This is a genomic window from Kordia sp., from assembly GCF_022447245.1.
In the GTDB taxonomy this organism is placed as follows: domain Bacteria; phylum Bacteroidota; class Bacteroidia; order Flavobacteriales; family Flavobacteriaceae; genus Kordia.
The window spans coordinates 1-15,694 of sequence record NZ_JAKVBC010000050.1 but is presented as its reverse complement, the minus strand read 5'-3'; the positions used below and the strand labels follow the sequence as shown (position 1 = coordinate 15,694).

27 protein-coding genes are annotated in these 15,694 nt (G+C 35.9%); 1 reads left to right on the top strand and 26 read right to left on the bottom strand.

What is annotated here, in order from left to right:
* Positions 1 to 2: 2 nt before the first annotated feature.
* The 26 genes from infA to rpsL all read right to left on the bottom strand — a co-directional run bounded on the left by infA (position 3) and on the right by rpsL (position 13,918).
* Complete coding sequence (gene infA, locus MK119_RS22255) at positions 3 to 218, bottom strand: translation initiation factor IF-1 (RefSeq protein ID WP_007094967.1); 216 nt, start codon at positions 216 to 218, stop codon at positions 3 to 5.
* A gap of 2 nt (positions 219 to 220) precedes the next feature.
* Positions 221 to 1,561 carry a preprotein translocase subunit SecY gene (gene secY, locus MK119_RS22250; protein WP_290683565.1) on the bottom strand — a complete coding sequence of 447 codons (1,341 nt, stop codon included), beginning with the start codon at positions 1,559 to 1,561 and terminating at the stop codon, positions 221 to 223.
* A 15-nt stretch (positions 1,562 to 1,576) separates the two neighbouring features.
* Positions 1,577 to 2,029, bottom strand: coding sequence for a 50S ribosomal protein L15 (gene rplO, locus MK119_RS22245; RefSeq protein ID WP_290683563.1), 453 nt, complete (start codon positions 2,027 to 2,029; stop codon positions 1,577 to 1,579).
* A gap of 15 nt (positions 2,030 to 2,044) precedes the next feature.
* Positions 2,045 to 2,224 (bottom strand): 50S ribosomal protein L30, encoded by a 180-nt coding sequence (gene rpmD, locus MK119_RS22240; protein ID WP_290683561.1) that lies wholly within the window; start codon positions 2,222 to 2,224, stop codon positions 2,045 to 2,047.
* 12 nt (positions 2,225 to 2,236) lie between these two features.
* Positions 2,237 to 2,761: a 30S ribosomal protein S5 gene (rpsE, locus tag MK119_RS22235; protein WP_108115107.1), complete on the bottom strand. Its 525-nt coding sequence runs from the start codon at positions 2,759 to 2,761 to the stop codon at positions 2,237 to 2,239.
* 6 nt (positions 2,762 to 2,767) lie between these two features.
* On the bottom strand, positions 2,768 to 3,121 hold the full coding sequence (gene rplR / locus MK119_RS22230) for a 50S ribosomal protein L18 (protein WP_290683557.1): 354 nt from the start codon (positions 3,119 to 3,121) through the stop codon (positions 2,768 to 2,770).
* 9 nt (positions 3,122 to 3,130) lie between these two features.
* Positions 3,131 to 3,673, bottom strand: coding sequence for a 50S ribosomal protein L6 (gene rplF / locus MK119_RS22225; protein ID WP_290683555.1), 543 nt, complete (start codon positions 3,671 to 3,673; stop codon positions 3,131 to 3,133).
* Positions 3,674 to 3,691: 18 nt separating this feature from the next.
* On the bottom strand, positions 3,692 to 4,090 hold the full coding sequence (gene rpsH, locus MK119_RS22220) for a 30S ribosomal protein S8 (RefSeq protein ID WP_290683553.1): 399 nt from the start codon (positions 4,088 to 4,090) through the stop codon (positions 3,692 to 3,694).
* Between the two features lie 60 nt (positions 4,091 to 4,150).
* Positions 4,151 to 4,420 carry a 30S ribosomal protein S14 gene (rpsN, locus tag MK119_RS22215; protein ID WP_076620346.1) on the bottom strand — a complete coding sequence of 90 codons (270 nt, stop codon included), beginning with the start codon at positions 4,418 to 4,420 and terminating at the stop codon, positions 4,151 to 4,153.
* A gap of 2 nt (positions 4,421 to 4,422) precedes the next feature.
* Positions 4,423 to 4,974, bottom strand: coding sequence for a 50S ribosomal protein L5 (gene rplE / locus MK119_RS22210; RefSeq protein ID WP_290683549.1), 552 nt, complete (start codon positions 4,972 to 4,974; stop codon positions 4,423 to 4,425).
* A 2-nt stretch (positions 4,975 to 4,976) separates the two neighbouring features.
* Positions 4,977 to 5,303, bottom strand: coding sequence for a 50S ribosomal protein L24 (gene rplX / locus MK119_RS22205; RefSeq protein ID WP_290683547.1), 327 nt, complete (start codon positions 5,301 to 5,303; stop codon positions 4,977 to 4,979).
* 13 nt (positions 5,304 to 5,316) lie between these two features.
* Positions 5,317 to 5,685 carry a 50S ribosomal protein L14 gene (gene rplN, locus MK119_RS22200; protein ID WP_007094978.1) on the bottom strand — a complete coding sequence of 123 codons (369 nt, stop codon included), beginning with the start codon at positions 5,683 to 5,685 and terminating at the stop codon, positions 5,317 to 5,319.
* A 2-nt stretch (positions 5,686 to 5,687) separates the two neighbouring features.
* On the bottom strand, positions 5,688 to 5,945 hold the full coding sequence (gene rpsQ / locus MK119_RS22195) for a 30S ribosomal protein S17 (protein ID WP_007094979.1): 258 nt from the start codon (positions 5,943 to 5,945) through the stop codon (positions 5,688 to 5,690).
* A gap of 18 nt (positions 5,946 to 5,963) precedes the next feature.
* On the bottom strand, positions 5,964 to 6,155 hold the full coding sequence (gene rpmC / locus MK119_RS22190; protein ID WP_290683543.1) for a 50S ribosomal protein L29: 192 nt from the start codon (positions 6,153 to 6,155) through the stop codon (positions 5,964 to 5,966).
* A 12-nt stretch (positions 6,156 to 6,167) separates the two neighbouring features.
* A complete protein-coding gene (gene rplP, locus MK119_RS22185) occupies positions 6,168 to 6,587 on the bottom strand; it encodes a 50S ribosomal protein L16 (RefSeq protein WP_290683541.1) in 420 nt (139 codons plus the stop codon).
* Between the two features lie 19 nt (positions 6,588 to 6,606).
* Positions 6,607 to 7,329, bottom strand: coding sequence for a 30S ribosomal protein S3 (gene rpsC, locus MK119_RS22180; protein ID WP_290683539.1), 723 nt, complete (start codon positions 7,327 to 7,329; stop codon positions 6,607 to 6,609).
* 11 nt (positions 7,330 to 7,340) lie between these two features.
* Positions 7,341 to 7,748, bottom strand: a complete 408-nt coding sequence (gene rplV, locus MK119_RS22175) for a 50S ribosomal protein L22 (RefSeq protein WP_290683537.1) — start codon at positions 7,746 to 7,748, stop codon at positions 7,341 to 7,343.
* Between the two features lie 9 nt (positions 7,749 to 7,757).
* Positions 7,758 to 8,036: a 30S ribosomal protein S19 gene (gene rpsS / locus MK119_RS22170; RefSeq protein WP_290683535.1), complete on the bottom strand. Its 279-nt coding sequence runs from the start codon at positions 8,034 to 8,036 to the stop codon at positions 7,758 to 7,760.
* Positions 8,037 to 8,039: 3 nt separating this feature from the next.
* Positions 8,040 to 8,864 carry a 50S ribosomal protein L2 gene (gene rplB / locus MK119_RS22165; protein WP_290683533.1) on the bottom strand — a complete coding sequence of 275 codons (825 nt, stop codon included), beginning with the start codon at positions 8,862 to 8,864 and terminating at the stop codon, positions 8,040 to 8,042.
* A gap of 13 nt (positions 8,865 to 8,877) precedes the next feature.
* Positions 8,878 to 9,168: a 50S ribosomal protein L23 gene (gene rplW, locus MK119_RS22160; RefSeq protein ID WP_046745103.1), complete on the bottom strand. Its 291-nt coding sequence runs from the start codon at positions 9,166 to 9,168 to the stop codon at positions 8,878 to 8,880.
* An 8-nt stretch (positions 9,169 to 9,176) separates the two neighbouring features.
* On the bottom strand, positions 9,177 to 9,806 hold the full coding sequence (gene rplD, locus MK119_RS22155) for a 50S ribosomal protein L4 (protein ID WP_290683529.1): 630 nt from the start codon (positions 9,804 to 9,806) through the stop codon (positions 9,177 to 9,179).
* The gene (gene rplC / locus MK119_RS22150; protein WP_290683527.1) at positions 9,806 to 10,423 is read right to left on the bottom strand and encodes a 50S ribosomal protein L3; all 618 of its coding nucleotides are present in this window, start codon (positions 10,421 to 10,423) and stop codon (positions 9,806 to 9,808) included. The genes rplD and rplC overlap by 1 nt, the downstream gene beginning before the upstream one ends.
* 151 nt (positions 10,424 to 10,574) lie before the next feature.
* Positions 10,575 to 10,880, bottom strand: a complete 306-nt coding sequence (gene rpsJ / locus MK119_RS22145; RefSeq protein ID WP_007094989.1) for a 30S ribosomal protein S10 — start codon at positions 10,878 to 10,880, stop codon at positions 10,575 to 10,577.
* A 10-nt stretch (positions 10,881 to 10,890) separates the two neighbouring features.
* Positions 10,891 to 13,023, bottom strand: a complete 2,133-nt coding sequence (gene fusA, locus MK119_RS22140) for an elongation factor G (RefSeq protein ID WP_290683496.1) — start codon at positions 13,021 to 13,023, stop codon at positions 10,891 to 10,893.
* Between the two features lie 20 nt (positions 13,024 to 13,043).
* Positions 13,044 to 13,520, bottom strand: a complete 477-nt coding sequence (rpsG, locus tag MK119_RS22135) for a 30S ribosomal protein S7 (RefSeq protein ID WP_290683494.1) — start codon at positions 13,518 to 13,520, stop codon at positions 13,044 to 13,046.
* 23 nt (positions 13,521 to 13,543) lie between these two features.
* A complete protein-coding gene (rpsL, locus tag MK119_RS22130) occupies positions 13,544 to 13,918 on the bottom strand; it encodes a 30S ribosomal protein S12 (RefSeq protein ID WP_290683492.1) in 375 nt (124 codons plus the stop codon).
* A gap of 183 nt (positions 13,919 to 14,101) precedes the next feature.
* Between rpsL and MK119_RS22125 the strand changes: the two genes are divergently transcribed.
* Positions 14,102 to 15,694, top strand: a 1,593-nt coding sequence (locus MK119_RS22125; RefSeq protein WP_290683490.1) for a ShlB/FhaC/HecB family hemolysin secretion/activation protein, incomplete at its 3' end; no start/stop codon positions are given.

The following is a 15,694-nucleotide window of genomic DNA, read 5'->3' as shown; positions in this document are numbered from 1 at the left end:
TTTTAGTATCTATAAGTAATTCTTGCTTTTGTTAAATCGTATGGACTCATTTCCAATTTCACTTTATCACCAGGTAATAATTTGATATAATGCATACGCATTTTCCCAGAAATGTGTGCCGTTACGATGTGACCATTTTCTAATTCTACACGGAACATTGCATTTGATAATGCTTCTATGATTGTTCCATCTTGTTCTATTGCAGCTTGTTTAGCCATAATTATGCAACTACTTTACGGTTTTTACCAGTTTTCATTAAACCATCATAATGTCTATTCAACAAATATGAGTTTATTTGTTGCATGGTATCTATGGCAACTCCTACCATAATTAGCAACGATGTTCCTCCAAAGAATAATGCCCAACCTTGTTGTATTCCCATAATCGTTCCTACAATAGCAGGGAAGATTGCGATCAATGCTAAAAAGATTGATCCTGGCAAGGTAATTTGTGACATTATTTTGTCTAAGTATTCTCCAGTTTCTCCACCTGGGCGAATTCCTGGAATGAATCCTCCACTTCTCTTTAAGTCATCTGCCATTTTATTTGTAGGCACTGTGATAGCTGTGTAGAAGTATGTAAATATGATGATTAAGAATGCAAACAAAACATTATACCATAATCCAAATACATCTTGAAAATTGGCTATCATCCATTGCCCTAAGCTAGATTCACTACCTAAACCTTTTCCGATGGCTGTAGGTACGAACATTAAAGCTTGTGCAAAAATGATTGGCATTACACCAGATGCATTTAATTTTAATGGAATAAATTGTCTTGCTCCAAACATATTCTTTTCATATCCTCCCGTTGCTGTTCTTCTATCATATTGTACAGGTATTTGGCGTACTGCCATTACCAGCATGACGCTCGCAAGTATAATTACTAACCAAATTACAATTTCTATAAGGATCAACATTGGTCTTCCTGAGTTGGAAGCGAATTCTTGCAAGAATGCAGTTGGCATTTGTGCAATAATTCCAACCATAATTAATAATGAGATACCATTACCAATTCCTTTATCTGTAATTTTCTCACCAAGCCACATTGCAAAAACACACCCTGTAACAAGAATGATTACAGAAGGAATAATGAAATCTAATCCTTTTCCGATTGTAAATGCCTCGTTTGGTACGCCTAAAGCTCCTAATCCCCATAAATAGAATGGTGCTTGCACCAAACAGATAACGATAGTAAGCCATCTTGTGATTTGTGTGATTTTTTTACGACCACTTTCTCCTTCTTTTTGAAGTTTTTGTAGGTAAGGAATTGCGATTCCCATCAACTGAACTACAATAGAAGCAGATATATATGGCATAATTCCTAGTGCAAATACAGAAGCCTTGGCAAAAGCTCCACCAGTAAACATATTTAATAGACCTCCAAGTCCATCATCAAAATTACCTGTAAATGCTTCACCAAGTTTTGTATAGTCCATACCTGGAAGACTCACCTGTGCACCAAAACGGTATACTAGTAATAGTCCAAGAGTTACTAAAATTTTATTTTTTAGTTCCTCAATACTCCAAATACTTTTTATTGTGTCAATAATTTTTTTCATGCTTCTATGTAGAAATTATAAAGTTACTGCTTCTCCTCCTGCTGCTTCGATAGCTGCTTTTGCTGAAGCTGTGAATTTGTGAGCTGTAACTTTTAATTTTGATTTAAGTTCTCCTCTTCCAAGGATTTTTACTAAATCAGTTTTTCTAGCTACTCTGTTAGCTACTAATATGTCTAAATCAACAGTATCTGTGATTTTACCTTCGTCAACTAATTCCTGAAGTCTATCAAGATTTACACCTTGATATTCTTTACGGTTGATATTTGTGAAACCAAACTTAGGAACACGTCTCTGAAGCGGCATTTGTCCACCTTCAAATCCAATTTTCTTTGAATAACCAGAGCGAGATTTAGCTCCTTTGTGACCACGTGTAGCAGTACCACCTTTTCCAGAACCTTGTCCTCTACCTACTCTTTTGTTATTACTTTGAACTGAACCTTCAGCTGGTTTTAAGTTACTTAAATCCATAACCAGTTGTTATTTTTAAGCTTCTTCAACAGAAACTAAATGTTTAACTTTATTTACCATTCCAAGGATATTTGGTGTAGCTTCGTGTTCTACAACCTGACCGATCTTTTTAAGACCTAGCGCTTCTAGTGTTCTCTTTTGATTTTGAGGACGACTAATTTTGCTTCTTACTTGTGTTACTTTAATTTTTGCCATTTTATCCTTGATTTATCCTTTGAATACTTTTTCTAAAGAAATTCCTCTTTGTCTTGCAACCATTCCTGCATCTCTCAATTGTAATAAAGCATCAAAAGTTGCTTTTACTACGTTGTGCGGGTTGGATGATCCTTGAGACTTTGATAATACGTTGTGAACCCCTACAGCTTCTAATACTGCACGTACAGCTCCACCTGCGATAACTCCCGTACCCGAAGATGCTGGCTGAATATAAACTCTAGCTCCTCCGTATTTTCCTTTTTGCTCATGTGGTAATGTACCATTTTGCAAAGGAATACGAACCAAATTTTTCTTCGCATCTTCAATTGCTTTTGCAATTGCAGTAGCAACATCTTTAGATTTTCCTAAACCATGTCCTACAACACCGTTTTCATCTCCAACAACTACGATCGCTGAAAATCCAAAGGCTCTACCACCTTTTGTTACTTTAGTTACACGTTGTACTCCTACCAAACGATCCTTTAATTCTAGTCCACCTGGCTTTACTAATTCTGCGTTTTTGTATTTCTGATACATAGTTTCTTAGAATTTAAGTCCTCCTTCTCTAGCACCTTCTGCTAATGATTTTACTCTTCCGTGGTATAAGTAACCACCTCTATCAAATGAAATTGTTTCAATTCCAGCTTTTAAAGCTTTTTCAGCGATTGACTTACCAACTAAGGCAGCAACTTCTGTTTTTGTCCCTTCAGCTTTGATATCTTTATCTCTAGATGATGCGGCAACAATTGTTTTACCATCTACATCATTGATAATTTGAGCATAAATTTCTTTATTACTTCTAAAAACAGATAATCTTGGTCTAGCTTCTGTACCACCAACGATTTTTCTAATTCTGTTTTTGATTCTTTGTCTTCTTTCAGTCTTTGATAATCCCATAATTAATTATTAAGCTGATTTACCTGCTTTTCTTCTTAATACTTCTCCAACAAACTTAACTCCTTTTCCTTTGTAAGGCTCTGGCTTACGGAACGCACGGATTTTAGCCGCTACTTGTCCTACCAATTGTTTATCGTGGGAAGTTAATTTAATGATTGGATCTTTACCTTTCTCAGAGATTGTTTCAACTTTCACCTCAGGTGCTAAGTCCATAACAATGTTGTGTGAAAATCCTAAAGCTAGCTCTAGTCTTTGTCCTTGGTTACTTGCTCTGTATCCAACTCCTACTAGTTGTAACTCTTTTGTAAATCCTTTAGATACACCTTCAACCATATTGTTGATTAATGCTCTATATAGACCGTGTTTTGCTCTATGATCTTTGCTATCAGATGGACGTTCTAGTACTAATTGACTTTCTTCTTGCTTGATAGTAATTCCTTCAATGCTTTGTGTCAATTCTCCTAACTTACCTTTTACGGTTACCTGACCTTCTTTTATATCTACAGTAACTCCTGCTGGGATACTTACTGGGTTTTTACCTATTCTTGACATTTCCGTTAGTCTTTTTTATTAGTAAACGTAACATAAAACTTCTCCACCAACATTTTCACGTTTTGCTTGCTTTCCTGTCATTACTCCGTGAGAAGTAGAAACAATTGCAATTCCTAATCCGTTTAATACTCGTGGAAGTTCGTTAGCTCCAGCATACTGACGTAAACCTGGCGTACTGATTCTTTGAATTTTCTTGATTACAGGCTCTTTAGTCATCTTATCGTATTTTAAAGCGATTTTGATGCTTCCCTGTACAGTTGTGTCTTCAAACTTGTAGCTTAAGATATATCCTTGATCGAATAAGATCTTCGTCATTTCTTTTTTAAGCTTTGAAGCTGGAATCTCGACAACTCTGTGTCCCGCTCTACTGGCGTTTCTGATTCTTGTTAAGTAATCCGCTATTGGATCTGTATTCATATCTATTAATTTGCGGTTTTGGTTTTCGACACAAATCGAACCTGAAACCAATTTATAATTTTACCAACTTGCCTTTTTAACTCCAGGAATTAATCCTTTGTTTGCCATTTCTCTGAACATTACACGAGAAATTCCAAACTGGCGCATGTACCCTTTTGGTCTTCCAGTAAGTTTGCAACGGTTGTGCATACGAATTGGAGAGGCATTTTTAGGCAACTTTTGCAATGCTTCGTAATCTCCAGCTTCTTTTAAAGCTTTTCTTTTCTCAGCATATTTAGCAACCGTTTTAGCTCTTTTAACCTCACGGGCTTTCATTGATTCTTTAGCCATAATTAATTCTTTTTAAAAGGTAATCCTAATTCAGTTAATAATGATTTAGCTTCTTTGTCTGTTGACGCAGAAGTTACAAATGTAATATCCATTCCAGCAATTCTATTTACTTTATCGATATTTATTTCTGGAAAGATAATTTGCTCAGTAATTCCTAAGTTATAATTACCTCTTCCGTCGAAACCATTTGCTTTGATTCCGTTAAAATCTCTTACACGTGGTAAGGCTGAAGTAACCAATCTATCTAAGAACTCATACATTTTCTCTCCTCTTAACGTAACCTTTGCTCCAATTGGCATTCCTTTACGTAATTTGAAAGATGCAACGTCCTTTTTAGAAATGGTAGCAATTGCTTTTTGTCCTGTAATTTTCCCAAACTCTTCAATAGCATGGTCAATTAACTTCTTATCAGCTACTGCTCCACCAACTCCTCTACTTAAAACTATTTTTTCAAGTTTTGGTACCTGCATTACATTTGCATAGCTAAATTCTTCTGTAAGAGCTTGAACAACTCGGTCCTTGTACTCTTGCTTTAATCTTGGAACATACCCCATAACTATAGTACTTCATTAGATTTTTTAGAAAACCTTACTTTCTTATCTCCTTCCATTCTGTATCCAACTCTTGTTGCTTCTCCTTTGGAAGTCATCAACGCTAAGTTAGAGATATGGATTGGAGCTTCTTTCTCTACAATTCCACCCTGAGGATTTTGAGCGCTTGGCTTAGTGTGTTTCTTAACGATATTTACACCTTCTACAATTGCTTTATTTTCTTCACGTAGAACTTTTAATACTTTACCAGTAACAGGATTGTCTGCAGTGCTTTTATTAGCACCAGCAATCACTTTTACTGTATCTCCTGTTTTTATCTTTAGTTTTGTCATCTTAAGCTCTGTATTAAAGCACCTCTGGCGCTAATGATACAATTTTCATGAATTGTTTGTCACGAAGTTCTCTAGCCACCGGTCCAAAAACACGTGTTCCTCTCATTTCCCCAGTTGGGTTTAACAGTACACATGCATTGTCATCAAATCTGATGTAAGATCCGTCTGGTCTTCTTACTTCTTTCTTAGTACGTACAACAACTGCTGTAGAAACTTGTCCTTTCTTCACACTTCCATTAGGAGTTGCGTCTTTAACAGTCACAACAATTTTATCTCCTACAGAAGCATAACGCCTTTTCGTTCCTCCTAAAACACGGATTGTTAAAACTTCTTTAGCTCCCGTGTTGTCTGCTACTTTTAATCTTGATTCTTGTTGTACCATAATTATTTAGCTCTTTCAATGATTTCAACTAATCTCCAACACTTGGTTTTACTTAATGGACGTGTTTCCATTATTTTCACAGTATCACCAATGTTACAATCGTTCTTTTCGTCGTGTGCAACATATTTCTTTGTTTTTAACACGAACTTACCGTACATAGGGTGCTTTACTCTTTTCACTTCAGAAACCACGATTGATTTCGTCATTTTGTTACTAGTAACAACACCTATTCTCTCTTTTCTTAAATTTCTTTTTTCCATCTGTCAGTAGAATTCAATTTATTGCAATTCTCTTTTAGTTAGTTCAGTAGCTACTCTCGCAACTGTTCTTCTTACTGAACGCAACTGAATTGGATTATCTAAAGGAGAGATAGCGTGTGGTATTTTTAAGTCTGAGTAATTCTTTTTTAACTCCTTTAGTTTTTCTTGTAACTCAGCTACAGATAATTCTTTAATTTCTGATTGTTTCATACTTCCTAAAAATTAAGCTTCGTAATCTCGAGCTACAATAAACTTCGTTTTAACTGGTAATTTTTGAGCTGCTAAGCGTAATGCTTCTTTAGCAACTTCCATTGGCACACCACCAATTTCAAAAATAATTCTACCAGGTTTTACAACAGCTGCCCAATATTCTGGAGCACCTTTACCTTTACCCATACGTACCTCAAGTGGCTTTTTAGTGATTGGCTTGTCTGGAAATATTTTAATCCATAATTGACCTTCCCTTTTCATGTAACGAGTTGCTGCAATACGAGCTGCTTCGATTTGACGAGATGTCAAGAAATTTGAATCTAATGATTTGATACCAAACATACCGTTAGAAAGCATGTGACCTCTACCAGAGTTACCTTTCATGCGCCCTTTCTGTACTTTACGATATTTTGTTCTTTTTGGCTGTAACATTTTTCTTTACTTTAAAAAATTACTTTCTACGACGAGATTTTCCTTTTCCACCTTGATTATTTCCACCTTTGCCAGATTGCTTTTTAGACATTCCTACTAATGGAGATAATTCTCTCTTTCCATAAACCTCACCTTTCATTACCCATACTTTCACTCCTAATCTACCATACGTAGTGTGAGCTTCATGTAATGCATAATCGATATCTGCTCTGAAAGTTGATAAAGGAATACGACCATCTTTGTAAGATTCAGAACGCGCCATTTCTGCTCCGTTTAAACGTCCAGAAATTTGCACTTTGATCCCTTCAGCATTCATACGCATTGCAGCCGCAATAGCCATCTTGATAGCTCTTCTGTATGAAATTCTATTTTCAATTTGACGCGCAATACTAGCAGCAACTAGGTTTGCATCAAGTTCAGGTCTCTTGATCTCAAAAATATTGATCTGTACTTCTTTACCTGTAATTTTCTTAAGCTCTTCTTTTAACTTGTCTACCTCTTGACCTCCTTTACCAATGATGATACCTGGACGAGCCGTAGTGATAGTAACGGTTACAAGTTTAAGCGTACGCTCAATAATTACTCTAGAAACACTAGCTTTAGATAAACGAGCATGGATATACTTTCTGATTTTATCGTCCTCAGCAAGTTTATCTCCATAGTCATTACCTCCGTACCAGTTAGATTCCCATCCTCTTATGATACCAAGGCGATTTCCGATTGGATTTGTCTTTTGTCCCATACTTACTTATCTTAACTTTGTGTGTTATTATTAGCTCCTAATACCAATGTAACATGGTTGGAACGTTTTCTTATTCTGTGTGCACGACCCTGTGGAGCTGGACGAAGTCTTTTTAACATACTTCCACTATCCACTCGGATTTCTTTTACAAATAATTCAGCTTCTTCAACACTTGCATCTTCGTTTTTAGCTTGCCAGTTTGCGATTGCAGACAATAACAACTTCTCTAAACGACGTGATGCTTCTTTTTGACTGAATTTTAATATATGAAGCGCTTTTTCTACTTTTTCACCTCTTACTAAATCCGCTACTAAACGCATTTTTCTTGGCGAAGTAGGGCAGTTATTCAACTTTGCAAAAGCTATACTCTTCTTAGCTTCTTTGATTTGCTCTGCTCTTTCTCTTTTACGAACTCCCATAGCTTCTTATTATTTTTTTCCTTTATTTTTAGCACCAGCGTGACCTCTAAACGATCTTGTTGGTGAAAATTCTCCTAACTTATGTCCTACCATGTTTTCTGTAACATATACAGGAACAAACTGACGACCGTTACGAACAGCGATAGTCTGACCAACGAAATCTGGAGTAATCATAGACGCTCTTGACCAAGTTTTGATCACGGCTTTCTTTCCTGACTCAATATTTTGTTGAACTTTTTTATCCAAACTATAGTGAACATAAGGTCCTTTTTTTAATGATCTTGCCATGTCTTATTTCTTTCTACGTTCTATGATATACTTATTGCTCGCTTTGGTCTTAGATCTTGTACGGAATCCTTTAGCTGGAATACCATTTCTAGATCTTGGGTGTCCACCTGCAGACTTACCTTCACCACCTCCCATTGGGTGATCAACCGGGTTCATTACTACTGGTCTTGTTCTTGGTCTTCTACCTAACCATCTTCCTCTACCTGCTTTACCAGAAACTAGTAATTGGTGATCAGAGTTAGAGATAGCTCCAATTGTCGCTAAACAATTTGCCATTACCATTCTTGTTTCACCTGAAGGTAATTTGATAGTAGCGTATTTTCCATCACGTGCCATTAACTGAGCAAATGCACCAGCGCTTCGAGCCATAACAGCTCCTTGACCTGGACGCAATTCTACACAGGAAATAATAGTTCCTAAAGGAATGTTACTTAAAGGCATTGTGTTTCCAATTTCTGGAGCAACTTTTTCTCCTGAAATTACGGTTTGACCTACTTTTAATCCATTTTGAGCGATGATGTAACGCTTTTCTCCATCAGTGTACTGAACTAATGCGATAAAAGCAGTTCTGTTCGGATCATACTCAATAGTTTTCACTTCCGCAGAAACATCCTTACGATCTCTCTTGAAATCAATAATACGGTATCTTTTTTTATGACCACCTCCGATGTAACGCATAGTCATTTTACCTTGATTGTTTCTACCACCAGACCTCTTTTTCGGTGCAAGCAAACTCTTTTCCGGCTTATCAGTAGTAATAGCATCGAATCCATTGACTACTCTAAAACGCTGAGCTGGTGTAATTGGTTTTAATTTTCTTACTGACATTGTTTGTCTTTACTTATATATTGCTATAAAAATCAATAATATCTCCTTCCGCTACATCAACGATTGCTTTTTTTGTTGCATTCGTTTTTCCATGCTGGATTCCAGTCTTGGTGTAACGTACTTTTCTATCTGGTCCGTAATTCATAGTACGAACTTTCTCTACAGAAACCCCATAAGTAGCCTCTATAGCTTTCTTAATCTCAACTTTGTTAGCTTTTACATTTACTAAGAAAGTGTAACGATTATTTAATTCACTATCAGCAGTAGCTTTTTCAGTTACAACTGGCTTAATTAAGATGCTCATTTGGTTTCTTATTTACTTAAGTTTGACTCAATTCCCTCTAGCGAACCTTCAAAAAGAACTATACTATTTGCATTAACAATCTTGTAAGTACTTAGTTCTGAACTAGTTACAACCTCAGAGGTTTTCAAATTACGTGACGACAAATATACATTATTATTTGAATCACCCAACACAAATAGCGATTTTTTACTATCTAACCCTAAAGCTTTCAATACATTGATGAAATTTTTAGTCTTAGGAGCGTCAAAATTGAAGTCTTCAACAACGATAATTGACTCGCTTTTTGCCTTTAATGTAAGAGCTGATTTTCTAGCCAATCTCTTAACATTTTTGTTTAATTTTTGAGAGTAGCTTCTTGGTCTTGGACCGAAAACTCTACCTCCACCTTTAAATAAAGGGTTTTTGATACTACCAGCTCTCGCTGTTCCTGTACCTTTTTGCTTTTTAATCTTACGAGTACTTCCCGCGATTTCAGCTCTTTCTTTTGCCTTGTGCGTTCCTTGTCTTTGATTTGCAAGATATTGCTTCACATCCAAGTAAACAGCGTGATCGTTAGGCTCAATAGCAAAAACAGCATCAGAAAGGTTTGCCTTTCTACCTGTTTCTTTTCCGTTTATATCTAAAACTGCTACTTCCATTACTTCTGAACGATTACATAAGAATTTTTGTGACCAGGAATAGCTCCTTTAACAACTAATAAGTTCTTTTCAGGAACCACCTTTAAAACTCTTAAATTTTGAACTTTCACTTTTTCTCCACCCATTCTTCCTGCCATACGCATTCCTTTGAATACACGTGCAGGATAAGATGCAGCTCCAATAGATCCTGGCGCTCTTAGACGGTTGTGCTGACCATGCGTAGCTTGACCAACTCCTCCAAACCCATGACGCTTCACAACTCCTTGAAAACCTTTACCTTTTGATGTTCCAGAAACATCAACAAACTCGCCTTCTTCAAAGTGCTCTACAGTGATGCTGTCACCTAAATTATACTCTCCTTCAAATCCTTGGAATTCAACAACTTTGTATTTAGGCGAAGTACCTGCTTTTTTAAAGTGACCATTAGCCGCTTTTGAAGCACGTTTTTCTGCCTTGTCATCGAAACCAAGTTGAAGAGCTTCATACCCGTCAACCTCATTGGTTCTGACTTGGGTAACGACACAAGGACCTGCTTCGATAACGGTACATGGAATATTTTTCCCATTCTCGTCAAAGATGCTTGTCATGCCGATTTTTTTTCCGATTAACCCAGACATAATTATTTATTTAATTTATTTACTTATTTAAAAAAATTCAGGGCGAAAAATACGTTTCAACCCTGAATTGTATTTTTACCGTTTTTCCTTCGCCCGCAGCTCAGGACATGTTTTGAAAATTTTGAATTCAGAATTTTGAATTCAGAATTTATCACACTTTGATCTCTACTTCAACACCACTTGGTAATTCAAGCTTCATAAGTGCATCAATTGTCTTTGAAGAAGAACTATAGATATCTAATAGTCTCTTGTAAGAACTTAATTGAAATTGCTCTCTTGACTTCTTGTTTACGTGTGGAGAACGTAATACAGTAAAGATTTTCTTGTGCGTTGGTAATGGAATTGGACCAGTTACCACAGCTCCAGTAGTTTTTACTGTTTTTACGATTTTCTCAGCTGACTTATCAACTAAGTTATGATCGTATGATTTTAATTTTATTCTAATTTTTTGACTCATTTTCTTAGTTTTAAGCAGTTACACCTTTAGACTTCGCGATTACTTCTTCAGAAATATTAGAAGGAGTTTCTGCGTAATGAGAGAATTCCATCGTTGAAGTTGCTCTTCCTGATGATAATGTTCTTAATGATGTTACATAACCAAACATTTCAGATAATGGCACAGTAGCCTTTACAACTTTAGAACCAGCTCTATCAGACATATCAGATACTTGTCCACGACGACGGTTTAAGTCACCTACAATATCTCCCATGTTTTCTTCTGGAGTTAATACTTCTAATTTCATGATTGGCTCAAGAATTACAGCTCCAGCTGCTTTTGCCGCTGCTTTGTAACCTAATTTAGCTGCCAATTCGAATGATAATGCATCAGAATCCACAGGGTGGAAAGACCCATCCTTTAAAGTAATCTTCATAGAATCCATTTCGAATCCTGCTAAAGGTCCGTTTAACATTGCTGTCTTAAATCCTTTTTCTACTGCTGGAATAAATTCTTTTGGAATACGACCACCTTTAATCTCGTCAATAAACTGTAATCCAGTTCCTTCGAAATCTTCATCCACTGGACTCATTTCAAATACGATATCACCGAATTTACCACGTCCACCAGACTGCTTCTTATATGTTTCTCTGTGTTCTGCTAATCTTGTTAATGCCTCTTTGTACTCAACTTGTGGCTCACCTTGATTTACTTCAACCTTAAACTCACGCCTTAAACGGTCAACAATAATATCTAAGTGAAGCTCTCCCATTCCTGAGATTACTGTTTGCCCAGAAGCCTCATCTGTTTTTACTGTAAATGTTGGATCTTCTTCAGCTAATTTCGCTAAAGCCATACCTAATTTATCAACATCAGCTTTTGTTTTTGGCTCAACAGCAATACCAATTACCGGATCAGGGAAGTCCATTGATTCTAATACAATAGGATTCTTCTCATCAGATAAAGTATCTCCTGTTTTGATATCTTTAAATCCTACAGCAGCTCCAATATCTCCAGCTTCAATATATTCAATTGCATTTTGCTTGTTAGAGTGCATTTGGTAGATACGTGAAATACGCTCTTTCTTACCTGAACGGTTATTTAAAACGTAAGAACCTGCATCTAATCTTCCTGAGTATGCACGGAAGAATGCCAAACGACCTACGAATGGATCTGTAGCAATTTTAAATGCTAAGGCAGCAAAAGGATCTTTTACATCTGGCTTACGAGAGATTACTTCTTCCGTATCAGGATGCGTTCCTTTAATATCTTCTTTATCTGTTGGAGAAGGTAAGTAACGACAAACTGCATCTAATAAGAATTGAACTCCTTTATTTTTAAATGCAGAACCACAAATCATAGGAATGATTGCCATGTCCATTACAGCAGCTCTTAATGCAGCATGAATTTCATCTTCTGTGATAGAGTTTTCATCTTCCATGAATTTCTCTAACAACTCCTCATCATACGTTGCCACTTCTTCAATTAAGTGTGCACGCGCTTCAGCTGCTTCTTCTTTTAATTCTTCTGGAATATCGATCACATCAAAAGTAGCTCCTTGTGTATTATCATGCCATACAATAGCACGGTTTTTCACCAAGTCAACAATACCTTTAAAGTCAGCTTCCTCTCCAATCGGTAATACGATTTGTACAGCGTTAGAACCTAACATTTCTTTCACCTGAGTACAAACATTACTAAAGTTGGAACCTTGACGGTCCATTTTGTTTACAAATCCAATTCTTGGAACTTTGTAGTTATCAGCAAGTCTCCAATTAGTTTCAGATTGCGGCTCAACACCATCAACTGCACTAAATAAGAAAACTAACCCATCTAATACACGTAATGAACGGTTTACCTCTACTGTAAAGTCAACGTGACCTGGAGTATCAATAATATTAAAGTGATATCCTTTTGCATCAGCAGTTGGTTTTCCGTTTTCAGTTGGGAATTGCCATGTACAAGTTGTCGCAGCAGATGTAATAGTAATACCACGCTCTTGCTCTTGCTCCATCCAGTCCATTGTAGCAGCACCATCGTGCACTTCTCCAATCTTGTGACTTACACCTGTATAGTATAAGATACGCTCAGTAGTAGTTGTTTTACCAGCATCAATATGAGCAGCGATACCGATATTTCTAGTATATTTTAAATCTCTAGCCATTTTTGTATAGTTGTATCTGATTAAAATCTAAAATGTGAGAATGCTTTGTTTGCCTCAGCCATCTTGTGTGTGTCCACTCTTTTCTTAACCGCTGCACCTTCTTCTTTTGCAGCTGCTAATACTTCAGAAGCTAATTTTAAAGCCATTGATTTCTCATTTCTCTTACGAGAATAGCTAATTAACCATTTCATCGCCATAGATACTTTTCTATCTGGTCTAATTTGCATTGGAATTTGGAAGGTAGCTCCACCCACTCTACGAGAGCGAACTTCTACGTGAGGCATTACATTAGATAATGCTTCTTTCCAAATTTCTAAAGCAGTTTTTTCGTCGTCTGTTTTCTTTTGATCTACAATATCCATTGCGTCATAGAAAATCTTGAATGCTACAGACTTTTTACCATCCCACATTAAGTTATTCACAAAACGTGTCACTAATTGATCGTTAAATCTTGGATCTGGTAAAAGAGGTCTTTTTTTCGCCTTTCTTTTTCTCATGTCTTTACATTAAAAGTTTTTAATTACTTCTTTGGGCGTTTTGCACCATACTTAGATCTACGTTGTGTTCTACCTTCTACACCTGCTGTATCTAAAGCTCCACGAACGATATGATATCTAACTCCTGGCAAATCTTTTACCCTTCCACCTCTAACTAATACTATCGAGTGCTCTTGTAGATTGTGCCCTTCTCCTGGAATGTAAGCATTCACTTCATTACCGTTTGTTAAACGAACCCTAGCGACTTTACGCATTGCTGAATTCGGTTTTTTCGGTGTTGTTGTGTATACACGCGTACATACTCCACGTCTCTGATGACAAGAATCTAAAGCAGCCGATTTACTCTTCTTAGTTATTTTGGCTCTTCCTTTTCTTACTAATTGTGAAATTGTTGGCATCTATTATTAAATATAATTTTGTTTTAAAACCCTCTTTTGAGGGCGGCAAAGGTATGTTTTTTTTCTTATAATTCAAATCTTAATAACTTAATTTTCAATAAGATTAATTTTTTCAAGTGTTTCCACACATTATTTCCTGTTTTTTTACGTTATTTTGATGCATGATCGCATTCATTTTTTAGCTTGAAAAAATTAACTTTACATATTTCACTTTTATTTTTTGCGTTTTTTTGCACCTATTTTAGTTTTGGACAAACATTACAAATCAATGGAAGTTCCAACGAGGAACAACAAATTATTGATGCTACGAATTATAAAAAATCGCACGAAAATGTAAAATCCATTATAGACGAACTCGCTTCTTTACAAAAAGCGCTATTCACTATTGGATATTTTGACACCTCTTACACAAAACTTGAAAAGATTAATGATTCCATCTACCAAAGCACTTTCAACATTAGCACCCGTTACACTTCTTTAGTTATAAATTACAACAGTCAAAAATTAGACAAAAGTCTTTTAAAAGCATTCAATTTAAAACACACAGAAAATACATTGACAATTACACCGGAAAGCCTCACTCCTTTTTTAGAAGCTATCGTAGAAAACTTTCAAAATACTGGAAACCCTTTCGCAGAAGTTCAACTCAAGAACGTTAAAAAAAAACAAGACGTAATTTTTGCCGATTTAAGCATTTCGATTACAAAAAAGAGAAGTTTAGATAAGATTATCATTAAAGGATATGAAAAATTTCCAAAATCATACACCAAACATTATTTACGACTTACGGCAAAAACTTTCAATAAAGAAGAGATTACCAAACAAACGAAACGCTTAAATCAACTCCCGTTTGCGCGACAAATAAAAGACCCAGAAATATTATTCTCTAAAGATTCCACAACCCTATATGTCTATATTGAAAAAGTGAAAAGTAATTTTTTTGATGGCTTTTTAGGATTCAACTCAGATGAAGACACTGGAAATTTAAAACTAAACGGTTATTTAGATTTAAAACTCATCAACAACCTGAACGCCGGCGAACAATTCAATATTTTATGGAAAAATGACGGAAATGGACAGACCAAGTTTTTAGCCGATTTAAAAATTCCATATATCTTCAATTCTCCTATCGGAATAATTGCAGGTTTAGACATATTTAGACGCGATTCTCTTTTCAATATCGTTAACACAAAACTGAACACTTTTTACCAAATCAACCAAAACAATCAAGTTTACGTAGGAATACAACAAATTGAGTCCAATAATCTCTTAGAAGACAACACCAATACCTCAATTGACGATTACAAAAGTTTTTTTACAACTGCTGGATATACTTTTTCTAAAAGAAATAATAACTACAGCATTTTCCAAAACAAAGTTTTTGCCAGCCTGGAAGCTCAGATTGGAACTCGAAAAAATGACACCGAAAAGAACGAACAAACCAAGTTTTCTTTTACAGGGAATTACCTATGGGAATTGAACGATAGAAATTTCATTTATTTTAACAATACTTCCGAAGCACTGATATCTGACCGATATTTAACCAATGAAAAATTTCGATTAGGAGGAATTCAATCTGTCAGAGGTTTCAACGAAAACAGTTTAGAGGCTACATTATACAGCACAATTAACACCGAATACAGATACATTCTTTCTAGAAATTCATACGTTCACTCTATCATAGATTTCACATACCTTAAAGATGATTTAACACAAAATAATGTAAAGTTATACGGTTTTGGCTTTGGACTTGGGATACGATCCAAATCAGGGCTT

What these genes read in the sequence shown, in the direction of transcription:
- infA (WP_007094967.1), bottom strand. Translation starts at nt 218, where the DNA reads ATGGCTAAACAAGCTGCAATAGAACAAGATGGAACAATCATAGAAGCA.
- secY (WP_290683565.1), bottom strand. Translation starts at nt 1,561, where the DNA reads ATGAAAAAAATTATTGACACAATAAAAAGTATTTGGAGTATTGAGGAA.
- rplO (WP_290683563.1), bottom strand. Translation starts at nt 2,029, where the DNA reads ATGGATTTAAGTAACTTAAAACCAGCTGAAGGTTCAGTTCAAAGTAAT.
- rpmD (WP_290683561.1), bottom strand. Translation starts at nt 2,224, where the DNA reads ATGGCAAAAATTAAAGTAACACAAGTAAGAAGCAAAATTAGTCGTCCT.
- rpsE (WP_108115107.1), bottom strand. Translation starts at nt 2,761, where the DNA reads ATGTATCAGAAATACAAAAACGCAGAATTAGTAAAGCCAGGTGGACTA.
- rplR (WP_290683557.1), bottom strand. Translation starts at nt 3,121, where the DNA reads ATGGGATTATCAAAGACTGAAAGAAGACAAAGAATCAAAAACAGAATT.
- rplF (WP_290683555.1), bottom strand. Translation starts at nt 3,673, where the DNA reads ATGTCAAGAATAGGTAAAAACCCAGTAAGTATCCCAGCAGGAGTTACT.
- rpsH (WP_290683553.1), bottom strand. Translation starts at nt 4,090, where the DNA reads ATGAATACAGATCCAATAGCGGATTACTTAACAAGAATCAGAAACGCC.
- rpsN (WP_076620346.1), bottom strand. Translation starts at nt 4,420, where the DNA reads ATGGCTAAAGAATCAATGAAAGCCCGTGAGGTTAAAAGAGCTAAAACG.
- rplE (WP_290683549.1), bottom strand. Translation starts at nt 4,974, where the DNA reads ATGGGGTATGTTCCAAGATTAAAGCAAGAGTACAAGGACCGAGTTGTT.
- rplX (WP_290683547.1), bottom strand. Translation starts at nt 5,303, where the DNA reads ATGACAAAACTAAAGATAAAAACAGGAGATACAGTAAAAGTGATTGCT.
- rplN (WP_007094978.1), bottom strand. Translation starts at nt 5,685, where the DNA reads ATGGTACAACAAGAATCAAGATTAAAAGTAGCAGACAACACGGGAGCT.
- rpsQ (WP_007094979.1), bottom strand. Translation starts at nt 5,945, where the DNA reads ATGGAAAAAAGAAATTTAAGAAAAGAGAGAATAGGTGTTGTTACTAGT.
- rpmC (WP_290683543.1), bottom strand. Translation starts at nt 6,155, where the DNA reads ATGAAACAATCAGAAATTAAAGAATTATCTGTAGCTGAGTTACAAGAA.
- rplP (WP_290683541.1), bottom strand. Translation starts at nt 6,587, where the DNA reads ATGTTACAGCCAAAAAGAACAAAATATCGTAAAGTACAGAAAGGGCGC.
- rpsC (WP_290683539.1), bottom strand. Translation starts at nt 7,329, where the DNA reads ATGGGACAAAAGACAAATCCAATCGGAAATCGCCTTGGTATCATAAGA.
- rplV (WP_290683537.1), bottom strand. Translation starts at nt 7,748, where the DNA reads ATGGGAGTTCGTAAAAGAGAAAGAGCAGAGCAAATCAAAGAAGCTAAG.
- rpsS (WP_290683535.1), bottom strand. Translation starts at nt 8,036, where the DNA reads ATGGCAAGATCATTAAAAAAAGGACCTTATGTTCACTATAGTTTGGAT.
- rplB (WP_290683533.1), bottom strand. Translation starts at nt 8,864, where the DNA reads ATGTCAGTAAGAAAATTAAAACCAATTACACCAGCTCAGCGTTTTAGA.
- rplW (WP_046745103.1), bottom strand. Translation starts at nt 9,168, where the DNA reads ATGAGCATCTTAATTAAGCCAGTTGTAACTGAAAAAGCTACTGCTGAT.
- rplD (WP_290683529.1), bottom strand. Translation starts at nt 9,806, where the DNA reads ATGGAAGTAGCAGTTTTAGATATAAACGGAAAAGAAACAGGTAGAAAG.
- rplC (WP_290683527.1), bottom strand. Translation starts at nt 10,423, where the DNA reads ATGTCTGGGTTAATCGGAAAAAAAATCGGCATGACAAGCATCTTTGAC.
- rpsJ (WP_007094989.1), bottom strand. Translation starts at nt 10,880, where the DNA reads ATGAGTCAAAAAATTAGAATAAAATTAAAATCATACGATCATAACTTA.
- fusA (WP_290683496.1), bottom strand. Translation starts at nt 13,023, where the DNA reads ATGGCTAGAGATTTAAAATATACTAGAAATATCGGTATCGCTGCTCAT.
- rpsG (WP_290683494.1), bottom strand. Translation starts at nt 13,520, where the DNA reads ATGAGAAAAAGAAAGGCGAAAAAAAGACCTCTTTTACCAGATCCAAGA.
- rpsL (WP_290683492.1), bottom strand. Translation starts at nt 13,918, where the DNA reads ATGCCAACAATTTCACAATTAGTAAGAAAAGGAAGAGCCAAAATAACT.